This is a genomic window from Dechloromonas denitrificans (assembly GCF_020510665.1).
Taxonomy (GTDB): Bacteria; Pseudomonadota; Gammaproteobacteria; order Burkholderiales; family Rhodocyclaceae; genus Azonexus; species Azonexus denitrificans_B.
The window spans coordinates 858,997-880,553 of sequence record NZ_CP075187.1; the positions used below are offsets into that span (position 1 = coordinate 858,997).

The following is a 21,557-nucleotide window of genomic DNA, read 5'->3' on the forward strand; positions in this document are numbered from 1 at the left end:
GAAAACTCCTTAAAACGGCAGTTCAATCCCCGGCCAGACGGCCTTCAGGGCATTACGGAAACCGGCCTGGATGCGCTCCAGCGCGACATCGTTGTCGGCTTCGAAACGCAGCACTACGACCGGCGTGGTATTCGATGGGCGGGCCAGACCAAATCCATCCTGGTATTCGACACGAACGCCGTCGATGGTGATGATCTCTTCGGCGCCTTCGAATTTGCCTTCGGCTTTCAGCTTGTCGATCAGGACAAACGGTTCGCCTTCAGCCATCTTGATGTTCAACTCAGGTGTAGACGGCGCATTCGGCAGATTTTTTAGTACCGGATTGGCGTCGGCCGCGCGAGACAGGATTTCGAGCAGCCGGGCGCCGGTGTACAAGCCGTCGTCGAAGCCGTACCAACGCTCCTTGAAGAAGGTGTGGCCGGACATTTCGCCGGCCAGCGGAGCGCCGGTTTCCTTGAGCTTGGCCTTGACCAGCGCGTGGCCGGTATTCCACATCAGCGGAACGCCGCCGTGCTGGCGAATCCATGGTGCGAGCAGGCGAGTGCATTTGACGTCGTAAATGATCTGGCCGCCCGGTACGCGGGAAAGCACGTCGGCGGCGAAGAGCATCAACTGGCGATCCGGGAAGATGATCTCGCCATCCTTGGTCACCACGCCGAGGCGATCGCCGTCGCCATCGAAGGCGATGCCGATTTCGGCATCGGTTTCCTGCAGGGCTTTGACGACATCGGACAGGTTTTCCGGCTTGGACGGGTCCGGGTGGTGATTCGGGAAGTTGCCATCGACTTCGCAGTACAACGGCACGATATCGCAGCCCAGGCGCTTGAACAGTTCGGGGGCGATGGCGCCGGCCACGCCGTTGCCGCAATCCATGACGATTTTCATCGGGCGGGCCAGTTTGACGTCACCGACGATTTTTTCGACGTAGGCGCCGAGCACATCGGCGCTGCTGCGCTTGCCCTGGCCGTGTTTCAGATTGCCGGCTTCAATGCGCTTCTTGAGGTCCTGGATGGCATCGAGGGCCAGCGTCGTGCCGCCGATCACCATCTTCAGGCCGTTGTAATCCGGCGGGTTGTGGCTGCCGGTGACCGAAACGCAGGAGTGCACGCCGAGCTCGTAGGCGGCAAAGTAGGTGACCGGGGTCGGCACGCAGCCGACGTCGATCGCATCGATGCCGGCGGCACAGATGCCGTCCATCAGGGCGCCGGCCAGTTCCGGGCCGGACAGGCGACCGTCGCGACCGACGGCAATGGCTTTCTGGCCTTGCTCGGCGGCGAGTGAGCCGAGTGCGTGGCCAATCCGGCGCACAACGTCGGCGGTCAGGGATTTATTGACGATGCCGCGAATATCGTAGGCCTTGAAGATTTCAGCAGGAAGTTGGCTCATGATGAGGTCGTATGACGTTCGAAAAGGAAGAAGTGTAAGAGTCTTTGGGCCAACCAGTCCAGATTTCCCGGAAAGGGGCCGCTGACAAAACCGACATGGCCGCCGCCGGCTGGATGCTCAAGATGGACGAAACGGCTCACCTCGGCGGCATCGGGCAGGAATCGAGCCGGCAAAAACGGGTCATTTCGGGCGTTGACCGCGAGCGTCGGCACAGCGATCGATTTCAGCCAGGGTTTGGCCGACGCGCGCAGCCAGTAATCGTCGGCGCCGGCAAACCCATGAACCGGCGCGGTGACCGCATCGTCGAACTGGTACAGGTTGCTGGCCTGCTGCATTTTTGTTGCATCGAACAGTCCGGGAAACTGGCGCAGGCGGGCGTGCGAAATTGCCTTGAGCGTTTTCAGGAAATGCCGGGTGTAGATCCGGTTGAAACCGCGTGCCAGGTGATGGCCGCAGGCGGCGAGATCAAGCGGGGCGCAAATCGAGACGACGCCGGTGACCAGTGCGCTGGCTGCCGGGCCTTGTTCGCCGGCCCACTTGAGCAAGGCGTTGCCGCCGAGCGAAACGCCTGCTGCGTGGATTGGCTGTTGCTGATTGATGTCGTGCAGGCGATGCAATATCCAGTCGATCTCTGCCGAATCACCGGAATGGTAGGCGCGTGGCCGGCGGTTCAGTTCGCCCGAACACCCCCGGAAATGCGGCATGACGAAGCGCCAGCCGGCTTGCTGGCAGGCGTGTGCTGTGGAAATCGCATAGTGGCTGCGGGCGCTGCCTTCGAGTCCATGGAAGAGAACAAGCAGCGGGCTGTCGGCCGGGCCGTCGAGAAAGTCGACGTCGATGAAATCGTCATCCGGCGTTGTCCAGCGTTCGCGCCGTAGCTTGATCGGGCGGGGCTTGATGAGCAAGGGCCAGATTGTCTGGGCGTGTCCGCCGGGCAGCCAGCCGGGAGCGCGATAGGCTTTGAAGGCGGGCTTGACCCCGGGCTTGAGCGCAGTCTTCAATGCAGCGTGTGCGGAATCGACTCAGCCATGGCTTGATGGCCGTCGTCGGCCGCCGAGGCGTGGCGGCTGACCATGCGCCAGCCATGGGCACCCAGCGTGTAGACGTGGGTGACATAGAGCGGGCCGTGCGGGCTTGGGTCGTCGCCGACATAAAGCACTTCGGTCAGATGATGAATGGCCATCACCGAGCCCTGCCAGTGAGTTAGTTGTTCGGCTTCGACGCGCAGCTTGGCATTGCCGAAAATGCTGCGCCAGCTTTCGCGGATCGGCACCACGCCTTGCAAGCGGACGCCGGTCGGATGAATGCAGATGGTTTCTTCGTCCTCGGCCCAGAGCAACATCATCAGGTCGGCATCGCCCTTGGTCAGTGCTTCGTAGAAAGCCTGCTCGACATCTTCGGGTGAGGCATAAGCGACGGGTTTGCTCATCGGGTCGTTCTCGGGGCAATTCTGGTCAGGCAGGCGGCAAAGACCGTGCCGGGGGAGAGTTGATTCAGGCAGTCGAGGTGGCCGAGCGGGCATTCGCGCTTGAAACACGGGCTGCATTCCAGCTTGAGGCTGAGAACGTCGGCCTGATTCGAGAGTGGTGGTGTGAAACCGGGTGAGGACGAGCCGTAGAGCGTGACCAGCGGCCGGTCGAGTGCGGCGGCAACATGCATCAGGCCGGAGTCGTTGCAGACGACCAGATCAGCCATGGCCAGCAGGTCGACCGCCTGACCAAGCGAGGTTGCGCCACATAAATTGCGGCACAGGCCGGGAGCGAGTTGCGCAATTTCCTCAGCGACGGCGTGATCCTTCGGCGAACCGAACAGCCAGATGGCGCAACCCTGTTCGGCCAGCTTCCTGGCCAGTTCGGCGAAGTGGGCTGCTGGCCAGCGTTTGGCCGGGCCGTACTCGGCGCCGGGGCAGAAGGCGACGATACGAGACGGGCGCTCAAGTCCAAGCTGGGTCAGCGTATTTTGCTGCTCTGCTGCGGTCGACCGTAGCGTTGGGTACGAAATCGGGCGAGGCAGGCTGGCGCCTGGTATTTCAGCCAGTTGGGCAAAGCGTTCGACCATCAGCGGCAAAGCGGCCTTGTCGAGCGTGTGGCGCCGATTGATCAGGCCGTAGCGCGATTCGCCGATGAAGCCGACGCGTAGCGGAATGCCGGCCATGAACGGCACCAGCGCCGATTTCAGTGAATTGGGTAGCACGTAGACCGCGTCGTAATCGCGTGCCGCCAACTCGCGGCCAAGCCGCCAGCGCGCCTTGAGCGAGAGCTGACCGTGCCCGAAGGGGCTGTCCACGATGTCGGTGATTTCCGCCATGCGCTGCAATACGGGGGCGACCCAGCGCGGCGCGAGGGCGTCGAGTTGCAGGCCGGGATGTTTGGCGTGCAGCCGCGCAAAAAGCGGCTGCGCCATGATGGTGTCGCCGATCCACGAGGGGGCGACGATCAGTGCCTTCTTCATGCGGTGAAGGCGGGCTTTTGGCCCGCCGCCCGTTTAGTGATGGCCCTTGGGCGCTTCGCCCTTGAAAACGTACTGGGTGCTGCAATACGGGCAGGTTACTTCGCCGCTTTTCAGTACGTCGAGAAAGACGCGCGGATGCAGGCCGGCCAGTGCTGCGCCCGGTTGCGGGCAGTGCAGCGGCAGGTCGTGTGCGGTGACTTCAACGGTGGTCTTGTCGGACATCGAAAACTCCCTGATTTATACGTAAGCCAGCCAGCCGTCGTGTTCGGCGGAACGGCCGTACACCACGTCGAAATACTTGGCCTGGATGCGGGTGGTCAGCGGGCCGCGCTTGCCGATGCCGATCTGACGGCCATCGAGTTCGCGAATCGGCGTGACTTCAGCGGCGGTGCCGGTGAAGAAGGCTTCGTCGGCGGTATAGACTTCGTCGCGGGTGATGCGCTTTTCGCAGACTTCGAGGCCCATTTCAGCGGCCAGTTGCAGCACGGTGGCGCGCGTGATGCCTTCCAGGCACGAGGTCAGGTCCGGCGTGTACAGCTTGCCCTTCTTGACGATGAACAGGTTCTCGCCAGCACCTTCGGCGACATAGCCTTCCGGGTCGAGCAGCATGGCTTCGTCGTAACCGTCGTTGGTCGCTTCGTTATTGGCCAGGATCGAGTTGATGTAGTGGCCGCAAGCCTTGGCGCGAACCATGGAAATATTCACATGGTGGCGGGTGAAGCTGGAGGTCTTGACGCGAATGCCGCGTTCCATGCCTTCTTCGCCGAGGTAAGCACCCCACGGCCAGGCGGCGATGGCGATGTGTACCTTGGCACCCTTCGGCGAAACGCCGAGCTTTTCGGAGCCGTAGAAGGCGATCGGGCGGATGTAGCCGGATTCGAGGTTGTTGGCGCGGATGACTTCCTTGTGCGCTTCATTGACTTCGTCGCGCGTGAAGGGCATCTGCATCTGGAAAATGTGTGCCGAGTTGAACAGGCGGTCGGTATGGTCTTCGAGGCGGAAAATGGCGGTGCCTTTTTCCGTCTTGTACGCACGTACGCCTTCAAAAACGCCCATGCCGTAATGCAGGGAGTGGGTGAGGACGTGGGTGGTGGCTTCACGCCAGGGCACCAGTTTGCCGTCTTGCCAGATAAATCCGTCGCGATCCGCCATCGACATGCTTGATTCTCCGTAATGCGCTCGTAAAAGCCCATAATTCTAGCCGAAATCAGTGGGTAAAATAACGCCTTTGCCGATAGAGTCGTTGCCATGATCTGGAAACCCAATGTCACCGTTGCTGCTGTCATTCAGCGCGACGGCAAGTTCCTGCTGGTCGAGGAGGAAACCGAAGCCGGGCTGGCCTTCAACCAGCCGGCCGGACACCTTGAAGAGGGTGAGGCACTGATTGATGCCGTGGTTCGCGAAACGCTCGAAGAAACGGCCTACCACTTCAAGCCGACACATCTGGTCGGGATCTACAACTGGAAACATCCGACCAAGGATGTGACCTACCTGCGTTTTGCGTTTGGCGGTGAATTGCGCGGCTTCGAGGCCGAGCGCAAGCTCGATGACGGGATTGTTGCTGCGCGCTGGCTGACGCTTGATGAAATCAAGGCAACGCAGGCGCGGCATCGCAGCCCGCTGATCCTGCGCTGCGTCGAGGATCAGCTCGCCGGAAAATCGTATCCGCTCGATCTGCTGGTGCATTACGCCTGATGAAGTCCTGGCTGCTTGCGCTGCTGTTTTGCTGCGGCTCGCTGCTGGCCGAGGAAAAGGTGCAACTTTGCTACGGTTACGGTTGTCTGGTGCAGGCTGAAATTCGCTACGGCGATGCGCAGTTGAGTGAAATTGATCGCACCTTGCGTGCTGCGGTCGACGCTGAAAACGAGCGCGAATTGCTCGCTGGCGTCATCGGACAACTGTACGCCTGGGCCGGCGAGCAATCAGATCTCCGCAATGATCGCGGTGGCAACTATGCCGATGCCGGCGTGTCGGGCAAGATGGATTGCATCGATCATTCGACGTCGACCACCCGCTTGCTGCAACTGCTTGAAGCGCGTGGTGATTTGCGCTGGCACCATGTTGCAGCTATCGAGATGCGTCGCTGGGCGTTCGTTTTTCCGGCGCATTACTCGGCCGTGATTGAAATGCCGGGTGAGGGTGATGGCCGCCACTTTGTGGTCGATAGCTGGTTTGTTGATAATGGACAACCCGCGGTGATCCTGCCGCTGGATGAATGGAAGAAGGGGGCTGGGCCCGATGTCTGAAAAAACTGTAGTGGTCGGCTTGTCCGGCGGTGTCGATTCCTCCGTGGCGGCCTTGTTGCTGAAACAGCAAGGCTGGAAGGTGATCGGCCTGTTCATGAAGAACTGGGAAGACGACGACACCGAGGAATACTGTTCGTCGCGTCAGGATTTGATCGACGTGATGAGCGTTGCCGACCGGATCGGCATCGATGTCGAGGTGGTCAATTTCGCCGCTGAGTACCGCGAGCGCGTTTTTGCCGAATTCCTGCGCGAATACCAGGCCGGGCGGACGCCGAATCCGGACATCCTGTGCAATTCCGAAATCAAGTTCAAGGCCTTCCTCGATCACGCCATGAAGCTGGGTGCCGACAAGATTGCCACCGGGCATTACGCCGGGGTGCGCGAATTCAATGGCGAGTTTCAGTTGCTCAAGGCCGAGGATGGCACCAAGGACCAGAGTTATTTTCTCTATCGGCTGAATCAGGGGCAGTTGTCGAAGACACTGTTCCCGCTGGCCGATCTTTACAAGCGTGACGTACGCAAGATTGCCGAAGCGGAGAATCTGCACGTGGCTGCGAAGAAGGATTCGACCGGCATCTGTTTCATCGGCGAACGTCCGTTCAAGGATTTTCTCAGCCGCTACCTGCCGCCCAAGCAGGGCGAAATCCGCCGTCTCGATGACGGCAAGGTGCTTGGCCAGCACGATGGCCTGATGTACCACACCCTCGGCCAGCGCAAGGGTTTGCATATCGGTGGCCTGAAAGAGAAAGGGCAGCCGGGCGGCGGCGATCACGATGCCTGGTTTGTCGCTGGCAAGGATATGGAAAAGAACGTGCTCTACGTCGTTCAGGGCCACGATCATCCGGCCTTGCTCAAGGAAAGCCTGGTTGCCGAGCAGCTTTCCTGGGTGTCCGGGCAGGCACCGCACACGCATTGGGTGTACACCGCCAAGCCGCGTTACCGGACTTCCGACCAGCCTTGCGAGGTCGACCGCGTCGATGGCGAAAGCTGTGAAATCCGCTTTGCCGAAGCGCAGTGGGCGCTGACCCCGGGGCAGTCGGTGGTGCTCTATGAAAGCCGGGTCTGTCTCGGCGGCGGGATCATTCGCTGATTGAATTTGAGGCGTACTGTCGATATTTCTGTCGTACGCCTCAAATTCTGTAAAGAGTTGTAGTTTCCTGCCCGCGAGCCGGGCTGCATGGCGCTCTGTTTTTCATTTTATTTCATTGGGTTACGACTTTTTGTCGTGCGCAATGTGGCGGGCTGGCCGGTTTGCCTATTTGTTGGGGGGTGAACATAATCCGCTCCCATTCCGGCTGACTCTTCCCTGTTGGGTTCTGATCCAAACAAGCAGCCTTTGCCATCTCCGAAGGAATCATCATGTCGATCTCTATTTTGCGTCGCCAAATTTCAATCTCGGCTGCAGTGCTCGGCCTGTTGTTGATTGGCGGTTGTGCCACGGCACCGTTGCCGCCGGCCAAGGTGACGCTGGCCGTTGCCCAGACCGAACGCGGCGTCATGGTCTGGTTGCCCGACACCGTGCTCTTCGAGTTCGGCAAGGCATCGCTTGATCTGACCGAGGCCGCGCCTTATCTCGATCGGGTGGCTCAGCTTCTACGGGAAAAATCGAGCGCCGATCTGTTGCTTGAGGGGCATACCGACAATGTCGGTGCGGCAGCATTCAACCAGGCGTTGTCGCAGCGCCGGGCCGATGCGGTGCGCGATGCTCTGCTGACGCGTGGCGTGCCGCAGGGCCGCATGAAATCGGTCGGTGTGGGCTTGAGCAAACCGCTGGCGCCCAACGATACGGAAACCGGGCGCAAGCTCAATCGTCGGGTTGAAATCATTCTGCTCGGCGAAAAGCTTGAGAATCTGGTGCGCGGCGAACCTGACAATGCCTTCGAGCAGGCTTTCGACCGCCTCAAGCGTTTGCTTGAACAGCCGCAGAGCAAAGGCTGATCCTGAGCCATGGAAAATCGTCAGGAAGACTTCTCGCCATTACGCCGCCGTTTGCTGGGCGCTTCGCTGGCCGGAGGCATGTTGGCTTCGCCGCTCGATGTCTTGGCGCAAAGTGGCGCATTGCCTGAAAAGCGTCGCTTGGCGGTGGTGCTGGGTGGCGGTTCGGCGCGCGGGTTTGCCCACATCGGCGTGATCAAGGCGCTTGAGGCAGGCGGTATCCGGCCGGACCTGATTGTCGGCTGCAGCGCCGGCAGTTTGATCGGTGCATTCTGGGCGGCCGGTTTTTCCGGCGTTCAGATGGAAGAGCTGGCGATGCGGGTCAAGGACAGCGAAATTGTCGATTTGGTCAATGGCCCGACGCAGCAACGAGGCATGGTGACGGGCAAAAGCCTGCACGCTTTCGTCAATCAGTTACTTCAGAACCGTGCCCTCGAATCGCTTAAAACGCCATTTGCGGCCGTTGCCACGCAATATCCTGGTGGCGAGCTGGCGGTTTTCAACAAGGGTGATACCGGTTTTGCGGTGCGTGCCTCGTGCTCGATTCCCGGTGTGTTCATTCCGGCCAGCCTGGATGGTCAGGAGTATCTGGATGGCGGTCTGGTCAGCCCCTTGCCGGTGTCGACGGCCCGCAAGCTGGGGAGCGATCTGGTGGTGGCGGTCGATGTCGGTGGATTCGACCCGGCTGGAGACGATGGACATGGCTTGTACAACTTGTTGCTGCGCTCATTCGAGATCATGGGACAGGCATTGCGCAAGCGTGAAGCCGCCGATGCGGATATCGTCATTCGCCCTGAAGTCAGCCGTATTTCAAGCACCGATTTCTCGGCCCGCAGGACCCTGATTGCGATGGGGCAGCAGGCCGGGGCTCGTCTCTTGCCCGTGATCCGGGAAAAAATGGCCATGCCTGTGCGTCGGCGCGGCTGATTGTTTTTACGTTGATTTCTGCGGTGATTCCCCGGTTGACCGCAGCAGGATTGAAAAAGGCGCCGTTGGCGCCTCAGACTGCTGACGAACCCCCGATTTTTCGGGGGTTTTGTTTTTCTGGTTGGAAATCAGGGAGACTCCTGGCTTCAAGCCGAAGCGAGGCGGATTCTGAAATTCAGGTTAGGAACCCCGATCTGCCAAAGATGGCGGGCGAATGGGGCGGCAAAACGGGTTCGTGCGAGGATTTTGGCCAATAAGGCTGCCGCCTTGCGGGCCAGCAACAGGGCCATCTTCTTCATGTTCTGACAGGCCGCCGAGAGCAGGCACTGCGCCTGCACCTTGGCCAAGCCACGGAAGCGAGCGTAACGGTGGCCATGCAACTCCTTGGCATCGGCAAAGCTGCGCTCCACTGTTTCCTTGCGCCGGGCGTACAGCCGTTTGCCCAGGTCGCTCAGGCGATTGGCGTTGATCGCTTCCTTGAAACCTTCCCAGAGATGCCGGGTCACGAGCTTCTGATGGTTCCGGCTCTGCGTGCATTGCCCGCGCACGCCGCAATCGGCACACCGCGCCGGGTTCGAGGCGTATTCGCGATAACCCAGCCGGTTGGTCGTCCGGTACGGTAGAACCTCCCCGGCCGGGCAGCGGTAGCAGTCCTGGACCGCATCGTAGAGATAGTCCCGTTTGTAGAAATAGCCATCGCGGTGTGTGGGTCGCTTGTAGCCCATCACCCCGAACAGTGCCCGCTCGAGAATGCCCTTGCAGACTTGCGGTGTGAAATACCCGGCATCCAGCCCGACGGCGCCCACGGCCAGATCAAAGCGCTCCATGACCCGATCCAGGCGGGCAAGGTAGGGCTGGCTGTCATGGGCATTGCCCGGCGTGACATGGGTATCGACGATCAAAGCATGCACGCCATCGACAGTCCGGTGATCCAGATAGAAGAAGCCGGTCGGCTTGTTGTCGCGGGCCATGAAACCTGCGTCGGGATCGACTGTGCTGACCTTGACCTCCTTCATCGGCGGTGTCGAATCATCGTCATCACGCTTGAGCGACTTCTTGCCCGCGGCGGCTCGGTCCGTTTCGATGGCTGCATCCAGCTCGGCCAAATAGGCCGCCGGCGTTTGCTCGACCTGATGCACCTCAAAATGCCGTTTGTTGGCATTCGCCTTCAGATGCGTGCTGTCCGTGTAAAGCACCCGCCCGCCAATCAGCTTATGCTCAATGGCTTGCTCGACAATCCCGTCGAAGATGCGTTGCTCAATGTCCGTCCCGACAAAGCGGCGACGCCGATTCTGCGACAGCGTCGAGGCATCCGGCACTTTGTCCGTCAGACGAAAGCCGAGAAACCAGCGGTAAGCCACATTGACCTCTATTTCCTTCACCAGCCGTCGCTCGGAGCGAATCCCAAACAAGTAGCCAATGAACAACATCTTGAACAACACCACCGGATCAATCGCTGGTCGGCCATTGTTCTCGCAATACAGGTGCTGGGTCGCTTCACGAATGAAATCAAACCGGATGTGCTGGTCGAGCAGCCGGAGCAAGTGGTCTTTCGGGACCAATTGCTCCAACGTCACCATCTCCAGTTCCGTTTGGGCGGGGTAGACAGGCTTGAGCATGCCTGCATTATAAAAAATAAAGCCCCCAATCGCTTGGAGGCTTTGTCAGCAGTCTGAGGCGCCGTTGGCGCCTTTTTTTAATCGTGCGGTACTGAATCGGCGAACGAGGGTCGCTGCATCAGTTTGGCGTAGAGCTTGGCCAGGTTGGGGTGGCTTTCCTGCCAGTTGATGTCGGCAAAACGGAATGCCAGGTAGCCCAGTGCGGTGACGCTGGCGATATCGGCCATCGAAAAATGCGTTCCCATGCAGAAAGCCTTGTCGCCGAGCTCTTCGGCCATGAAATCGAGACCGCGCATGATCTTGTCGCGTTGGCGGGCGATCCAGCTGGCGCTTTGCTCTTTCTTCGGGCGTTTGGCTTCGAGAAAGGCGCTGGCGGCTGCGTCGCAGATACCGTCGGCAACTGCTTCCCAGCGCTTGACCTCGATGCGTTCGCGATTGGGTGCCGGGAAAAGCTTGTTGTTCGGCGTCACATTGTCGATGTATTCGACAATGACGCGCGAATCGAAGAGTGGCGTGTTGTCGTCGAGTAGCAGGACCGGGATCTTGCCGAGCGGATTGATGTTCGGCACCTTGCTGTCTTCCAGCCAAGGGGAATCGATTTCGAAGTCGTACTCGATTTTCTTTTCAGCCAGAACGATCCGTACTTTGCGGACGAAAGGGCTGGTGTGGGAGCCGATCAGCTTCATCACATGCTCTCTGATTTGGGGAGTTGGATTATAGCGTATGGCGCAGGGGATCGTCGGACAGGTAAAATTGCAGGCTTACTCAAAAGGATGTTTTTATGACCTTCAATCCATTGACTGCCCTTTCCCCGCTCGATGGCCGCTACGCCGGCAAAGTCGACGCCCTGCGCGAACATTTTTCCGAGTTCGGCCTGATCAAATCCCGCCTCAAGGTCGAGATTGAATGGTTGAAGGCGCTGGCCGCCGAGCCGCACTTTGCCGAAATTGCCGCTTTTTCATCGTCGACCGTGGCCGAGCTGGATGCGCTGGTCGCTAACTTCGGGCCGGAACAGGCCGCCGAGGTGAAAGCCATCGAGGCGACCACCAATCACGACGTCAAGGCGCTGGAATACTGGATCAAGGACAAGACCAAGGGCAATGCCGAAGTGGTCAAGGTCAGCGAGTTCATTCACTTCGCCTGCACCTCCGAAGACATCAACAACCTGTCGCACGCGCTGATGTGCCAGGGCGCCCGCCAGCAGGCCATGCTCCCGACGCTGGACAAGGTCATCGCCAGGCTGGTCGAATTGGCCCACGCCTATGCCGACATCCCGATGATGAGCCGCACGCACGGCCAGCCGGCCACGCCGTCGACCATGGGCAAGGAAATGGCCAACACCGCCTACCGCCTGCAGCGCGCCCGCGCTCGTATCGCCGCCGTCGAACTGCTCGGCAAGATCAACGGCGCGGTCGGCAACTACAACGCCCACCTCGCCGCCTACCCGGGCTACGACTGGGAAGGCTTCGCCAAGCGCTTCGTTGAATCGCTCGGCCTGACCTTCAACCCCTACACCATTCAGATCGAGCCGCACGACGCGCTGGCCGAACTGTTCGACGCCTTCGCTCGCGCCAACAGCATCCTGATCGACCTCGACCGCGACGTCTGGGGTTACATCTCGCTCGGTTTCTTCAAGCAGAAGGTCAAGGCCGGTGAAATCGGTTCTTCCACGATGCCGCACAAGGTCAACCCGATCGACTTCGAGAATTCCGAAGGCAACCTCGGCCTGGCCAACGCGATGCTCAAGTTCCTCGCCGAAAAACTGCCGGTCTCCCGCTGGCAGCGCGACCTGACCGACTCGACGGTACTGCGCAACATGGGCGTCGGCCTGGGCTATGCGCTGCTTGGCTACGACTCGCTGTTGAAGGGCCTGGGCAAGCTGGAAATCAATGCCGACCTGATGAAGGCCGACCTCGACGCCAACTGGGAACTGCTCGCCGAGCCGATCCAGACCGTGATGCGTCGCTACGCCGTGCCGAATGCCTACGAAAAGCTCAAGGAGCTGACCCGTGGCACCCGCGTTTCGCGCGAAGGCATGCAGGCTTTCGTGTCCACGCTGGAAATTCCGGAAGCTGCCAAGGCCGAATTGCTCAAGCTGACGCCGTGGGATTACACCGGCAAGGCGGCCGAACTGGCCAAGCGTATCTAAATGTTGTGCGCCAAATGCGGGCAGGACGTGCCGGCCGACGCCATTTATTGCCCGCATTGCGTCGGCGAGCGTAAAACCACGGATCGGGATGTGATCCGTGGCGGCATCCGCGGTGGATCGATCGGCCTTTTCCTCGGATTGTTGCCGATGATCTGGCTGCTTTATCACTTCGGTGCCGAGCGCGGTATCAAGGCCATCGCTTTTACCGTGCCGATTGCTACTTTTACAACGGGTTTGATCATTGGCATGGTCAAGGCCAAACGGGACTGGAAATAAATGTCGTTTGCTGAAAATCTGAAAAAATTGCCCGGAATCTCGCACCTTGCCGCGGTCAACCTGCTCGACAAGGAAGAAAGCGTGGTTGCAACCATCGAAAACAAGGCGGGTAGCCAGGGTTCCCTGGCGGTGTACAACCATCTGGCCCAGACCTATGGTTCGATCAATCTTGAAGCCGCGAAAAAGGGGCTGGAGATTTTTGCCGAGCATACCGACGATGCCCGTTTGCATGCCGGGAAACATCCGAATATCGACCGCCTGTTGGCGATCGAAAGTGGCGCCCCGGCCTTGCGTGTCAAACACGTTTTTGCCGTCTGATTGATTGTTGATCTTTTCTCACCGTTTGTGTGAGAAAGGATCAACAAGTCCGCCCCGTGCTGTCATGCGCGACAGATATAATTTTTGTGCGGAATAAATTGCTGCCGGCAGACGTATACCGTTTTGCAGGCCAATTCACCTCAACAACAACGGAGAAAATAATATGAAATCCAAGCTTTTGCTCGCTCTGCTCGCCGTCACCCTGACCGGCACTGCCGTCGCTCAGGTCAAGCCGGAAGAGGCCATCAAGTTCCGTCAATCGGGCTATACCTTCATGGCCTGGAACATGACTCGCATCAAGGCCAACGTTGAAGGCACGTACAACAAGGACGAGGTCATCAAGGCGGCCAACGCCATCCAGGCCATTGCCAATTCAGGCATGGGGGCGCTTTACCTGCCGGGTACCGACAAGGGCAAGGGCTGGGAAGATACCCGCGTCAAGCCGGAGTTGTTCACCAACAAGGAAGGTGTCGGCAAGGTGGCCGGTGCATTCGTCAAGGAAGCCAACGAAATGGCCAAGGTTGCGGCAACCGGTGATGTCGCCGCGGCCCGTGAGCAGTTCGGCAAGCTCGGCGGTACCTGCAAGGGCTGTCACGACGATTTCAAGATCAAGAAATAATCACCTCAGGTTCGGCATGACAGCAGGCGCCTTCGGGCGCCTGTTTTTTCATGAACATAAAGGATAGACATGAACAGCAAACGTATCCGGCTCTGGGATTTGCCCACCCGTCTTTTTCACTGGTTGCTGGTTGTTTCGGTGAGTGGGGCGATTATCAGCGGCCTGATCGGCGGGAATTTGATTGTCTGGCATGAGCGCTTTGGTTTGTTGATTGCCGGGCTGGTCGTTTTTCGTCTGGTCTGGGGGCTGATTGGCTCAACCTATGCCCGGTTTTCCCAGTTTTTTCCGACCCCGGCCAAGCTCAAGGCTTATCTGGCTGGCGACTGGCACGCTCACGGACACAATCCGCTGGGGGCTTTTTCGGTTTTCGGCTTGCTCGGCCTGCTGGCTTTTCAGGTGAGTAGCGGTTTGTTCAGCAATGACGACATTGCCTTTGTCGGTCCCCTGTTCGACCTGGTTGATAAAAACCTGAGTAACCGGCTGACTGGGTGGCATACGCTGGCTGCCAACGTCCTTTTTGCGCTGATTGGTCTGCATCTGGCCGCGATTGCCTTCTACGGCCACGTCAAGAAGGAAAAATTGGTCAAGCCGATGGTCACGGGCTGGAAGGACGTGGCTTCGGGTGAGTCGGCCAAAGGTGGCGGAGTGCTTGCCCTGCTGGTCGCTCTGGTGCTGGCCGCCGCAGCGGTTTATGTCGCCAGTGGCCTCTGGCTACCTGAGCCGCCACCCCCTCCGCCGGCAGCAGAAACACCGGCCTGGTGATTCTCCTGTATTGATCCGGATATTTTCCGGGCATGAAAAAGCCGCCAATCTGGCGGCTTTTTTATTGTCGACCGGCGCAGTCGGTCAGACTACTGCACCATCTTCATTGGCGCCTTCAACCGCTTTTTTCGGCTTGATGAACTGCTCACGCGATACGCCCAGCCACATGACCAGCGGACTGGCGACGAGTACCGAAGAGTAGATGCCGAAGCAGATCCCGATGGTCAGTGCCATGGCGAAGTAGTGCAGGGTTTCGCCACCGAAAACCAGCATCGAGAGCACCATCAACTGGGTGCAGCCGTGGGTGATGATGGTTCGGCTGATGGTGCTGGTGATTGCGTGGTCGAGTACTTCTGGCGTCGACAGGCCGCGTTTGCCCTTGAAGGTTTCGCGGACACGGTCAAAGACGACGACAGATTCATTCACCGAGTAGCCCAGTACGGCAAGGACTGCTGCCAGGACTGAGAGTGAGAATTCCCACTGGAAGAATGCGAAGAACCCCAGAATGATGATCACGTCGTGCAGGTTGGCGATGATGGCGGATACGGAGAAGCGCCATTCGAAGCGAAACGCAAGGTAGACGATGATGCCGATGATGACCAGCAACAGCGCCATGGCACCGTTTTCGGCCAGCTCCTTGCCGACTTGCGGGCCGACAAACTCGACGCGGCGCAATTCGGCGCCAGACGCTTCGGTTTCCAGTGCCTTCATCACCGCTTCACCCAATTGGGCGGTGTTCTGGTCGCCCTTGAGCGGCAGGCGGATCATGACGTCCTGGGATGAGCCGAAGTTCTGTACCGAATAATCGCTGAAGCCGGATTTACCCAGTGCGCTGCGAATCTTTTCCAGATCGGCCGATTGCTCGTAGTGGGTTTCGATCAGCGTGCCGCCGGTGAACTCGACCGACAAGTGAAGTCCCTTGGTGAAGAGGAATACGACGGCCAGCAGGAAGGTGAGCAGCGAGATGATGTTGAACTTCAGCGCATGGCGCATGAAGGGTATGTCTTGCTTGATACGGAAAAATTCCATGTCCGTTTTTCCTTATTTCTGGTCGTTGACCGTGGGGCTTGCCGTGCCTGGTTTCCAGATCTGACCGATGGCAACCTTGGTGAGCTTTTTCTGGCGACCATAAATCAGATTGACCAGGGCGCGGGAAACGACGACCGAAGAGAAGATCGAAGTCATGATGCCGAGGCAATGGACGACAGCAAAGCCACGCACCGGGCCGGAGCCGAAGATGAGCAGGGCGAGGCCGGCGATCAGCGTGGTGATGTTGGAGTCGAGAATGGTGCTGAAAGCGCGTTCATAGCCTTCCGAGATGGCCGCCTGGGGCGGCATGCCGGCGCGTAGTTCCTCGCGTACCCGCTCATTGATCAGCACGTTGGCGTCAATGGCCATGCCCAGCGTCAGTGCGATGGCGGCGATGCCCGGCAGGGTCAGCGTCGCTTGCAGCAGCGACAGGATGGCGACCAGGAACAGCAGATTCGACGCCAGTGCGAGCACGGAAACGACACCGAACATCTGGTAGTAGATGATCATGAACAGGGCGATGGCGGCAAAGCCCCACATCGTCGAGTGGAAGCCCTTGCGGATATTGTCTGCACCGAGGCTGGGGCCGATGGTCCGTTCCTCGATGATGTCCATCGGGGCGGCGAGCGAGCCGGCACGCAGCAGCAGGGCCGTGTCATTCGCTTCCATGGTCGTCATCCGGCCGGAAATCTGGACGCGGCCACCGCCAATTTCAGTCCGGATAACGGGGGCGGTAACGACTTCGCCCTTGCCTTTTTCAATCAGCAGGATGGCCATCCGCTTGCCGACATTTTCGCGGGTGATGTCCTTGAAAATACGGGCGCCGGCCGAATCCAGCGTCAAGTGAACGGCGGCTTCGTGCGTCTGGTTGTCGAAGCCAGGCTGCGCATCGGTCAGACGGTCGCCGGTCAGGACAACCTGTTTCTTGACGAGCAGTGGCTGGCCGCCACGTTCGTTGTAAACCTCTGTGCCAAAAGGCGCATTGCCTGCAATGGCAGCTTCCAGTGCCCCGGGCGCGTCGTCCACCATGCGGATTTCGAGGGTTGCGGTACGACCGAGAATGTCCTTGGCCTTGGCGGTGTCTTGTACGCCGGGCAACTGGACGACGATGCGGTCGGCGCCTTGCTGCTGGATGACTGGTTCGGCGACGCCGAGTTCGTTGATCCGGTTGTGCAGGGTCGTGATGTTCTGCTTGAGGGCAAATTCACCGATACGCTTTTGCGCTTCAGGCTTGAGCGTGGCGACCAGGCGGAATTCACTGGCATCGCCCTGCTCGGTCAGGGTCAGGTCCGGCTGGCTATCGGCGATGGCATTGCGTGCCTTGTCGCGCGTTTCCTGCTCGCGAAACTTGATGACCAGACGCTCGCCTTCGCGGTTGACGCCGCCGTGACGCAGGTTCTTGTCACGCAGAACGCTGCGCAAATCGGCCGAGGTTGAGTCGAGGCGCTTGGTCAGCGCCCCCTTCATGTCAACCTGCAGCAGGAAGTGCACACCACCGCGCAGGTCGAGGCCGAGGTACATCGGCAGCGCATGCAGCGAGGTGAGCCATTGGGGCGAGGCGGCCAGCAGGTTCAGGGCAACCACATACTGCGGGTCGGTTGCGACCGGATTGAAGGTTTTTTCCAGGATGTCCTTGGCCTTCAACTGGGTGTCCGTGTCCTTGAACCGGGTTTTGACGCCATTGAAGTCAAGCTGGATGCCATCATGGGTGATGCCTGACAGCTTGAGTGATTCTTCGACACGGGCCTTGGCCTTGTCATCGATCTTGATCGTTGCCTTGGCGCTGGAAACCTGCACGGCCGGCGATTCGCCGAAAAAGTTCGGCAGGGTGTAGACGAAGCCCAGCACCAATGCGATGGCAACGGTGATGTACTTCCAGAGAGGGTAGCGATTCATGATGGCTTCAAAGCAACAAAGGCGGCCAGCGGCCGCCTTTTGGGGATTACAGGGACTTCAGCGTGCCCTTCGGCAAGACCAGGCCGATCGACGGTTTTTGCACAACAACTTCGGTGCCTTCGGCGATCTCGACGGTGATGTAGTTGTCGCCAACCTTGACCACCTTGCCGACGATGCCACCCTGGGTGACGACTTCATCACCCTTGGCCAGTGCGGCGAGCAGAGCCTTGTGTTCCTTGGCTTTCTTCATTTGCGGACGAATCATCAGGAACCACAGCACGACGAACATCAGGATCATCGGCAGCATCTGCATCAGGCCACCGGTCGGGTCGGCAGATGCAGCAGCGGTCTGGGCGTGGGCAAGGCTAATCATTAAGAAAACTCCGGATAACTAAAAAGTTCAGAACGCAGGATTCTATCACTGGCCCGAGGAACGGTCGTGGGCAAAGGCAGTTGACCATTGCTCCAGAGTGCCGGTCTCGATGGCAGCCCGCATTTCGGCCATGATGGTCTGGTAGAAATGCAGGTTGTGGATGGTGTTGAGCATGCCGCCGAGAATCTCTCCGTTGCGGAACAGGTGGTGCAGGTAGCTGCGTGTGAATTGCTTGCAGGTGTAGCACGAGCAGGATGGATCGAGCGGGCCGGTGTCCATCTTGTAGCGGGCGTTCTTGATCTTGACGTCGCCGTAGCGGGTGAACAGGTGGCCGTTGCGGGCGTTGCGGGTCGGCATCACGCAGTCGAACATGTCGATGCCGGCCTTGACCGAATAAACCAGGTCTTCCGGTGTGCCGACACCCATCAGGTAGCGTGGCTTGTCGGTCGGCAGCTTGGGTGCTGTGTGGGCCAGGATGCGCGCCATGTCTTCCTTCGGTTCGCCAACCGACAGGCCGCCAATGGCCATGCCATCGAAACCGATGTCGCACAGACCGGCGACCGATTCGTCACGCAGGTCTTCGTACATGCCGCCCTGGACGATGCCGAACAGGGCGTTGCTGTTTTCCAGCTTGTTGTGCTCATCGCGCGAACGCTGCGCCCAGCGCATGCTCATGCGCATCGACTTGGCGGCTTCTTCGCGGCTCGCCGGGTAGGGCGTGCATTCGTCGAAGATCATCACGATGTCGGAATTGAGCACCTTCTGGATCTGCATCGAGATTTCCGGTGTCAGGAAAAGCTTGGCGCCATCGTGCGGCGACGAGAATTTGACGCCTTCCTCGGTAATCTTGCGCATCGCGCCGAGTGAAAAGACCTGGAAGCCGCCCGAGTCGGTCAGGATCGGCTTCTGCCAGTTCATGAAATCATGCAGGCCCTTGTGCGCGGCGATGACTTCAAGGCCCGGGCGCAGCCACAGGTGAAAGGTGTTGCCGAGGCAGATCTGGGCGCCGATTTCGTGCAGCGAGGTCGGCGTCATCGCCTTGACCGTGCCGTAGGTGCCGACCGGCATGAAAACAGGGGTCTGGATCTGACCGTGGGCCAGTGTGACAGTGCCGCGCCGGGCTGCGCCGTCGGTCTTGTGGAGTTCAAACTGCATCGGATTTCTCCAGGAGCATGGCGTCGCCATAGCTGAAAAAGCGGTAGCCGTCGGCCACTGCGTGTGCATAGGCGGCGCGGATCGGCTGGTAACCGGCAAAGGCTGAAACGAGCATCATCAGCGTCGATTTCGGCAAGTGGAAATTGGTGATCAGCCGGTCGACCACTTTGAAGCGGTAGCCCGGGGTGATGAAGATGTCGGTTTCGCCACTGCCGGCGCAGATCGTGCCGTCATCGTTGCCGGCTGATTCGAGCGTGCGCAGGCTGGTTGTGCCAACGGCGATGATCCGGCCGCCGGCGGCACGTGTTGCAGCAATGGCATCGGCCGTGGCCTGGGTGACTTCGAAGCGCTCGCTGTGCATGCGGTGATCGGCAATTTTTTCGACGCGCATCGGCCGATAGGTGCCGGCCCCGACGTGCAGCGTGACGAATGCGCTGTTGATGCCTTGCGCCTGCAGCTTTTCCAGCATCGCTTCATCGAAGTGCAGACCGGCTGTCGGTGCGGCAACCGCACCTGGCTGACGGGCGTAGACCGTCTGGTAACGCGTTTCGTCAGCACCTTCGGCAGGGTGTTCGATGTAGGGCGGCAGCGGAAGCTTGCCGTATTGCTCGGCGACCTCCCAGAAGTTGTCGCGGTCGACCAGTTCCAGCGCAAAGAAATCACCATCTGTTCCGGCTCGGCCGGTCATCCTGACGGTGAAAGCATCCGCCAGCATCATCGTGCTGCCGGCCTTTGGTGCCTTGCTGGCGCGAATCTGGCAGATCGCATGGGTCGCATCGATGATGCGTTCAAGCATGATCTCGACTCGTCCGCCGCTGTCCTTGTGCCCGAAAAAGCGGGCCTTGATGACGCGAGTGTCGTTGAAGACAAGCAGGTCGCCGGCCTTCAGCAGTTGCGGCAGTTCGGCAAATTGGCGGTCAAAGTGCTGTTGACCGCAGACATGCAGCAAACGGCTGCCACTACGTTCTGTCGCCGGATGTTGGGCAATCAGTTCGGTGGGGAGATGAAAGTCGAAGTCGTCGACGGTCAACGACATGGGCTGTATCCGCTTTGAAAACAAAAAAGGCTTTCCGCAGGGAAAGCCGATTTGCTGTTACTGGTGCCCCGAGCCAGACTCGAACTGGCACACCTTTCGGCGGCGGATTTTGAATCCGCTGCGTCTACCGATTCCGCCATCGGGGCGAATGGAGGCCGGATTATCCACGAATCACTTCTTTCGTTCAAGTGTCTCCGTGCAAGGAAATGCATTTGACAGTGCGGCAGCGACGGTTGCTGCCGTGTTGGCACTGCTGTTTGGAGGCTGGCGGTCAAGTTGGGCTTGCACGGCACGAACCAGGCGAAAAGACATGTCGCCCTCGGCGGGCAGGCAGAAAGCGTTGAGTTTTACGCCAACCTTGTCGGAAAGATAGTCGCCAACCGCGTACCCGTCGGCGAATCCGGCGATATACGAAATACAGCGGGCACTTTTGACTGAGTCGTAAGGGTCGGTATGTTTTTTCTGGGCAAAAAAAGCTTCTGCTGCCTGGCAGTCCTCCCGCAACTCCTTGCCTGAGTAGGCGTGGGCGGAGGAGGCCAGCAGAAGTGCCATCAGGCCGGCCGGGTGCTTCATGCTTTTTCGAACCAGCTCAGTTTTTCATGGAGTCCGACGACGGATCCAATGACAATCAGTGCCGGTGGCTTGATGCCGGATTCGGCAATACGCTGCGGCAATGTTCCCAGCGTTGCGAGCAGGGTTTTCTGGCTTGGCATCGTGCCGTTGCGGATGACGGCGGCCGGCGTCAGCGACGGGAGGCCGTGATTGATCATCTGGCGACAGATTTCATCGGCCGCACCTATGCCCATGTAGAAGACGACCGTGTGGTTCGGACGAGCCAGCGCAGGCCAGTCGAGGTTGACGGTTCCGTCCTTCAGGTGGCCGGTCACAAAGGTGACTGACTGGGCATGATCGCGGTGCGTCAACGGGAAGCCGGAATATGCCGCACAACCTGCGGCGGCAGTGACGCCTGGAACGACTTCGAATGGAATGCCGGAGGCAACCAGCGTTTCAAGTTCTTCACCGCCGCGTCCGAAAATGAACGGGTCGCCGCCTTTGAGGCGAACGACGGAAAGTCCTTCCTGTGCCAGTTCGACCAGCAACTGATTGATCGAGTCCTGCGGCAAGGTGTGCTTGGAGGCTTCTTTGCCGGCATAGATTCGGCGCGCATTGCTGCGGGCGAGATCCATGATGCCGTCACCCACGAGGTGGTCGAAGACCAGGACATCTGCCAGGCCGATCAGGCGTGCAGCCTTGACGGTCAGGAGTTCCGGGTCACCCGGGCCGGCGCCGATCAGCCAGACTTTGCCGGCGGGGAGTGTATTTTTTTTGTCCATGATCATTTTGTACCTTTGGGCGGCCATCCTAATGCGGGAAATGGGA

At 59.4% G+C, this 21,557-nt stretch carries 25 protein-coding genes and 1 tRNA gene; 10 read left to right on the plus strand and 16 right to left on the minus strand.

What is annotated here, in order from left to right; translation table 11 throughout:
* Positions 1–9: 9 nt before the first annotated feature.
* From KI614_RS03980 to KI614_RS04005, 6 genes are read right to left on the minus strand one after another with little or no spacing between them, the layout of a single operon-like run.
* Entirely contained in the window at positions 10–1,386 is a 1,377-nt protein-coding gene (locus KI614_RS03980; RefSeq protein ID WP_226408046.1) for a phosphomannomutase/phosphoglucomutase, read from the minus strand.
* Positions 1,383–2,387, minus strand: coding sequence for a YheT family hydrolase (locus KI614_RS03985; RefSeq protein WP_226408047.1), 1,005 nt, complete (start codon positions 2,385–2,387; stop codon positions 1,383–1,385). Before KI614_RS03985 ends, KI614_RS03980 begins: the two co-directional genes overlap by 4 nt.
* Positions 2,384–2,815 (minus strand): YybH family protein, encoded by a 432-nt coding sequence (locus KI614_RS03990; protein WP_226408050.1) that lies wholly within the window; start codon positions 2,813–2,815, stop codon positions 2,384–2,386. Before KI614_RS03990 ends, KI614_RS03985 begins: the two co-directional genes overlap by 4 nt.
* Complete coding sequence (waaF, locus tag KI614_RS03995; protein WP_226408052.1) at positions 2,812–3,837, minus strand: lipopolysaccharide heptosyltransferase II; 1,026 nt, start codon at positions 3,835–3,837, stop codon at positions 2,812–2,814. Before waaF ends, KI614_RS03990 begins: the two co-directional genes overlap by 4 nt.
* A gap of 33 nt (positions 3,838–3,870) precedes the next feature.
* Complete coding sequence (locus KI614_RS04000) at positions 3,871–4,059, minus strand: zinc-finger domain-containing protein (protein WP_226408054.1); 189 nt, start codon at positions 4,057–4,059, stop codon at positions 3,871–3,873.
* 15 nt (positions 4,060–4,074) lie between these two features.
* Entirely contained in the window at positions 4,075–4,995 is a 921-nt protein-coding gene (locus KI614_RS04005; protein WP_203468801.1) for a branched-chain amino acid transaminase, read from the minus strand.
* A gap of 90 nt (positions 4,996–5,085) precedes the next feature.
* On the opposite strand from KI614_RS04005, the gene KI614_RS04010 reads away from it, so the two are divergent.
* From KI614_RS04010 to KI614_RS04030, 5 genes are all read left to right on the plus strand, one after another.
* Positions 5,086–5,532 carry an NUDIX hydrolase gene (locus KI614_RS04010; RefSeq protein WP_226408056.1) on the plus strand — a complete coding sequence of 149 codons (447 nt, stop codon included), beginning with the start codon at positions 5,086–5,088 and terminating at the stop codon, positions 5,530–5,532.
* Complete coding sequence (locus KI614_RS04015) at positions 5,532–6,083, plus strand: hypothetical protein (RefSeq protein ID WP_226408058.1); 552 nt, start codon at positions 5,532–5,534, stop codon at positions 6,081–6,083. Before KI614_RS04010 ends, KI614_RS04015 begins: the two co-directional genes overlap by 1 nt.
* Positions 6,076–7,173, plus strand: a complete 1,098-nt coding sequence (mnmA, locus tag KI614_RS04020; RefSeq protein WP_226408060.1) for a tRNA 2-thiouridine(34) synthase MnmA — start codon at positions 6,076–6,078, stop codon at positions 7,171–7,173. The genes KI614_RS04015 and mnmA overlap by 8 nt, the downstream gene beginning before the upstream one ends.
* A 269-nt stretch (positions 7,174–7,442) precedes the next feature.
* The gene (locus KI614_RS04025) at positions 7,443–8,021 is read left to right on the plus strand and encodes an OmpA family protein (protein ID WP_226408062.1); all 579 of its coding nucleotides are present in this window, start codon (positions 7,443–7,445) and stop codon (positions 8,019–8,021) included.
* 9 nt (positions 8,022–8,030) lie between these two features.
* Positions 8,031–8,945, plus strand: a complete 915-nt coding sequence (locus KI614_RS04030) for a patatin-like phospholipase family protein (protein ID WP_226408064.1) — start codon at positions 8,031–8,033, stop codon at positions 8,943–8,945.
* A 146-nt stretch (positions 8,946–9,091) separates the two neighbouring features.
* Here KI614_RS04030 and KI614_RS04035 read toward each other — a convergent pair whose 3' ends face one another.
* Both KI614_RS04035 and KI614_RS04040 read right to left on the minus strand, forming a co-directional pair.
* Complete coding sequence (locus tag KI614_RS04035) at positions 9,092–10,564, minus strand: IS1182 family transposase (protein WP_226408065.1); 1,473 nt, start codon at positions 10,562–10,564, stop codon at positions 9,092–9,094.
* A 77-nt stretch (positions 10,565–10,641) separates the two neighbouring features.
* Positions 10,642–11,250, minus strand: a complete 609-nt coding sequence (locus KI614_RS04040; RefSeq protein WP_226408066.1) for a glutathione S-transferase — start codon at positions 11,248–11,250, stop codon at positions 10,642–10,644.
* Positions 11,251–11,345: 95 nt separating this feature from the next.
* Between KI614_RS04040 and purB the strand changes: the two genes are divergently transcribed.
* The 5 genes from purB (at position 11,346) to KI614_RS04065 (ending at position 14,688) form a co-directional block, all read left to right on the plus strand.
* The gene (purB, locus tag KI614_RS04045; protein WP_226408067.1) at positions 11,346–12,713 is read left to right on the plus strand and encodes an adenylosuccinate lyase; all 1,368 of its coding nucleotides are present in this window, start codon (positions 11,346–11,348) and stop codon (positions 12,711–12,713) included.
* Positions 12,714–12,989, plus strand: a complete 276-nt coding sequence (locus KI614_RS04050) for a zinc ribbon domain-containing protein (protein WP_226408068.1) — start codon at positions 12,714–12,716, stop codon at positions 12,987–12,989.
* Complete coding sequence (locus KI614_RS04055) at positions 12,990–13,307, plus strand: DUF2322 family protein (protein ID WP_226408069.1); 318 nt, start codon at positions 12,990–12,992, stop codon at positions 13,305–13,307.
* 163 nt (positions 13,308–13,470) lie between these two features.
* Entirely contained in the window at positions 13,471–13,926 is a 456-nt protein-coding gene (locus tag KI614_RS04060) for a c-type cytochrome (protein WP_203468811.1), read from the plus strand.
* 69 nt (positions 13,927–13,995) lie between these two features.
* Entirely contained in the window at positions 13,996–14,688 is a 693-nt protein-coding gene (locus tag KI614_RS04065; RefSeq protein WP_226408070.1) for a cytochrome b/b6 domain-containing protein, read from the plus strand.
* An 84-nt stretch (positions 14,689–14,772) separates the two neighbouring features.
* Here the strand turns inward: KI614_RS04065 and secF are convergent, their stop codons facing one another.
* The 8 genes from secF to cobA all read right to left on the minus strand — a co-directional run bounded on the left by secF (position 14,773) and on the right by cobA (position 21,511).
* Positions 14,773–15,717: a protein translocase subunit SecF gene (secF, locus tag KI614_RS04070; RefSeq protein ID WP_226408071.1), complete on the minus strand. Its 945-nt coding sequence runs from the start codon at positions 15,715–15,717 to the stop codon at positions 14,773–14,775.
* 12 nt (positions 15,718–15,729) lie between these two features.
* A complete protein-coding gene (gene secD, locus KI614_RS04075; protein ID WP_226408072.1) occupies positions 15,730–17,613 on the minus strand; it encodes a protein translocase subunit SecD in 1,884 nt (627 codons plus the stop codon).
* A gap of 46 nt (positions 17,614–17,659) precedes the next feature.
* Positions 17,660–17,986, minus strand: coding sequence for a preprotein translocase subunit YajC (gene yajC / locus KI614_RS04080; protein WP_226408073.1), 327 nt, complete (start codon positions 17,984–17,986; stop codon positions 17,660–17,662).
* Positions 17,987–18,031: 45 nt separating this feature from the next.
* Complete coding sequence (gene tgt, locus KI614_RS04085; RefSeq protein WP_226408074.1) at positions 18,032–19,141, minus strand: tRNA guanosine(34) transglycosylase Tgt; 1,110 nt, start codon at positions 19,139–19,141, stop codon at positions 18,032–18,034.
* The gene (gene queA / locus KI614_RS04090; protein WP_226408075.1) at positions 19,131–20,177 is read right to left on the minus strand and encodes a tRNA preQ1(34) S-adenosylmethionine ribosyltransferase-isomerase QueA; all 1,047 of its coding nucleotides are present in this window, start codon (positions 20,175–20,177) and stop codon (positions 19,131–19,133) included. Before queA ends, tgt begins: the two co-directional genes overlap by 11 nt.
* A 61-nt stretch (positions 20,178–20,238) precedes the next feature.
* Positions 20,239–20,323 (minus strand) — tRNA-Leu (locus KI614_RS04095).
* Positions 20,324–20,348: 25 nt separating this feature from the next.
* Positions 20,349–20,750 (minus strand): Rap1a/Tai family immunity protein, encoded by a 402-nt coding sequence (locus KI614_RS04100; RefSeq protein WP_226408077.1) that lies wholly within the window; start codon positions 20,748–20,750, stop codon positions 20,349–20,351.
* The gene (gene cobA, locus KI614_RS04105) at positions 20,747–21,511 is read right to left on the minus strand and encodes a uroporphyrinogen-III C-methyltransferase (RefSeq protein WP_413464172.1); all 765 of its coding nucleotides are present in this window, start codon (positions 21,509–21,511) and stop codon (positions 20,747–20,749) included. The genes KI614_RS04100 and cobA overlap by 4 nt, the downstream gene beginning before the upstream one ends.
* Positions 21,512–21,557: the final 46 nt, after the last annotated feature.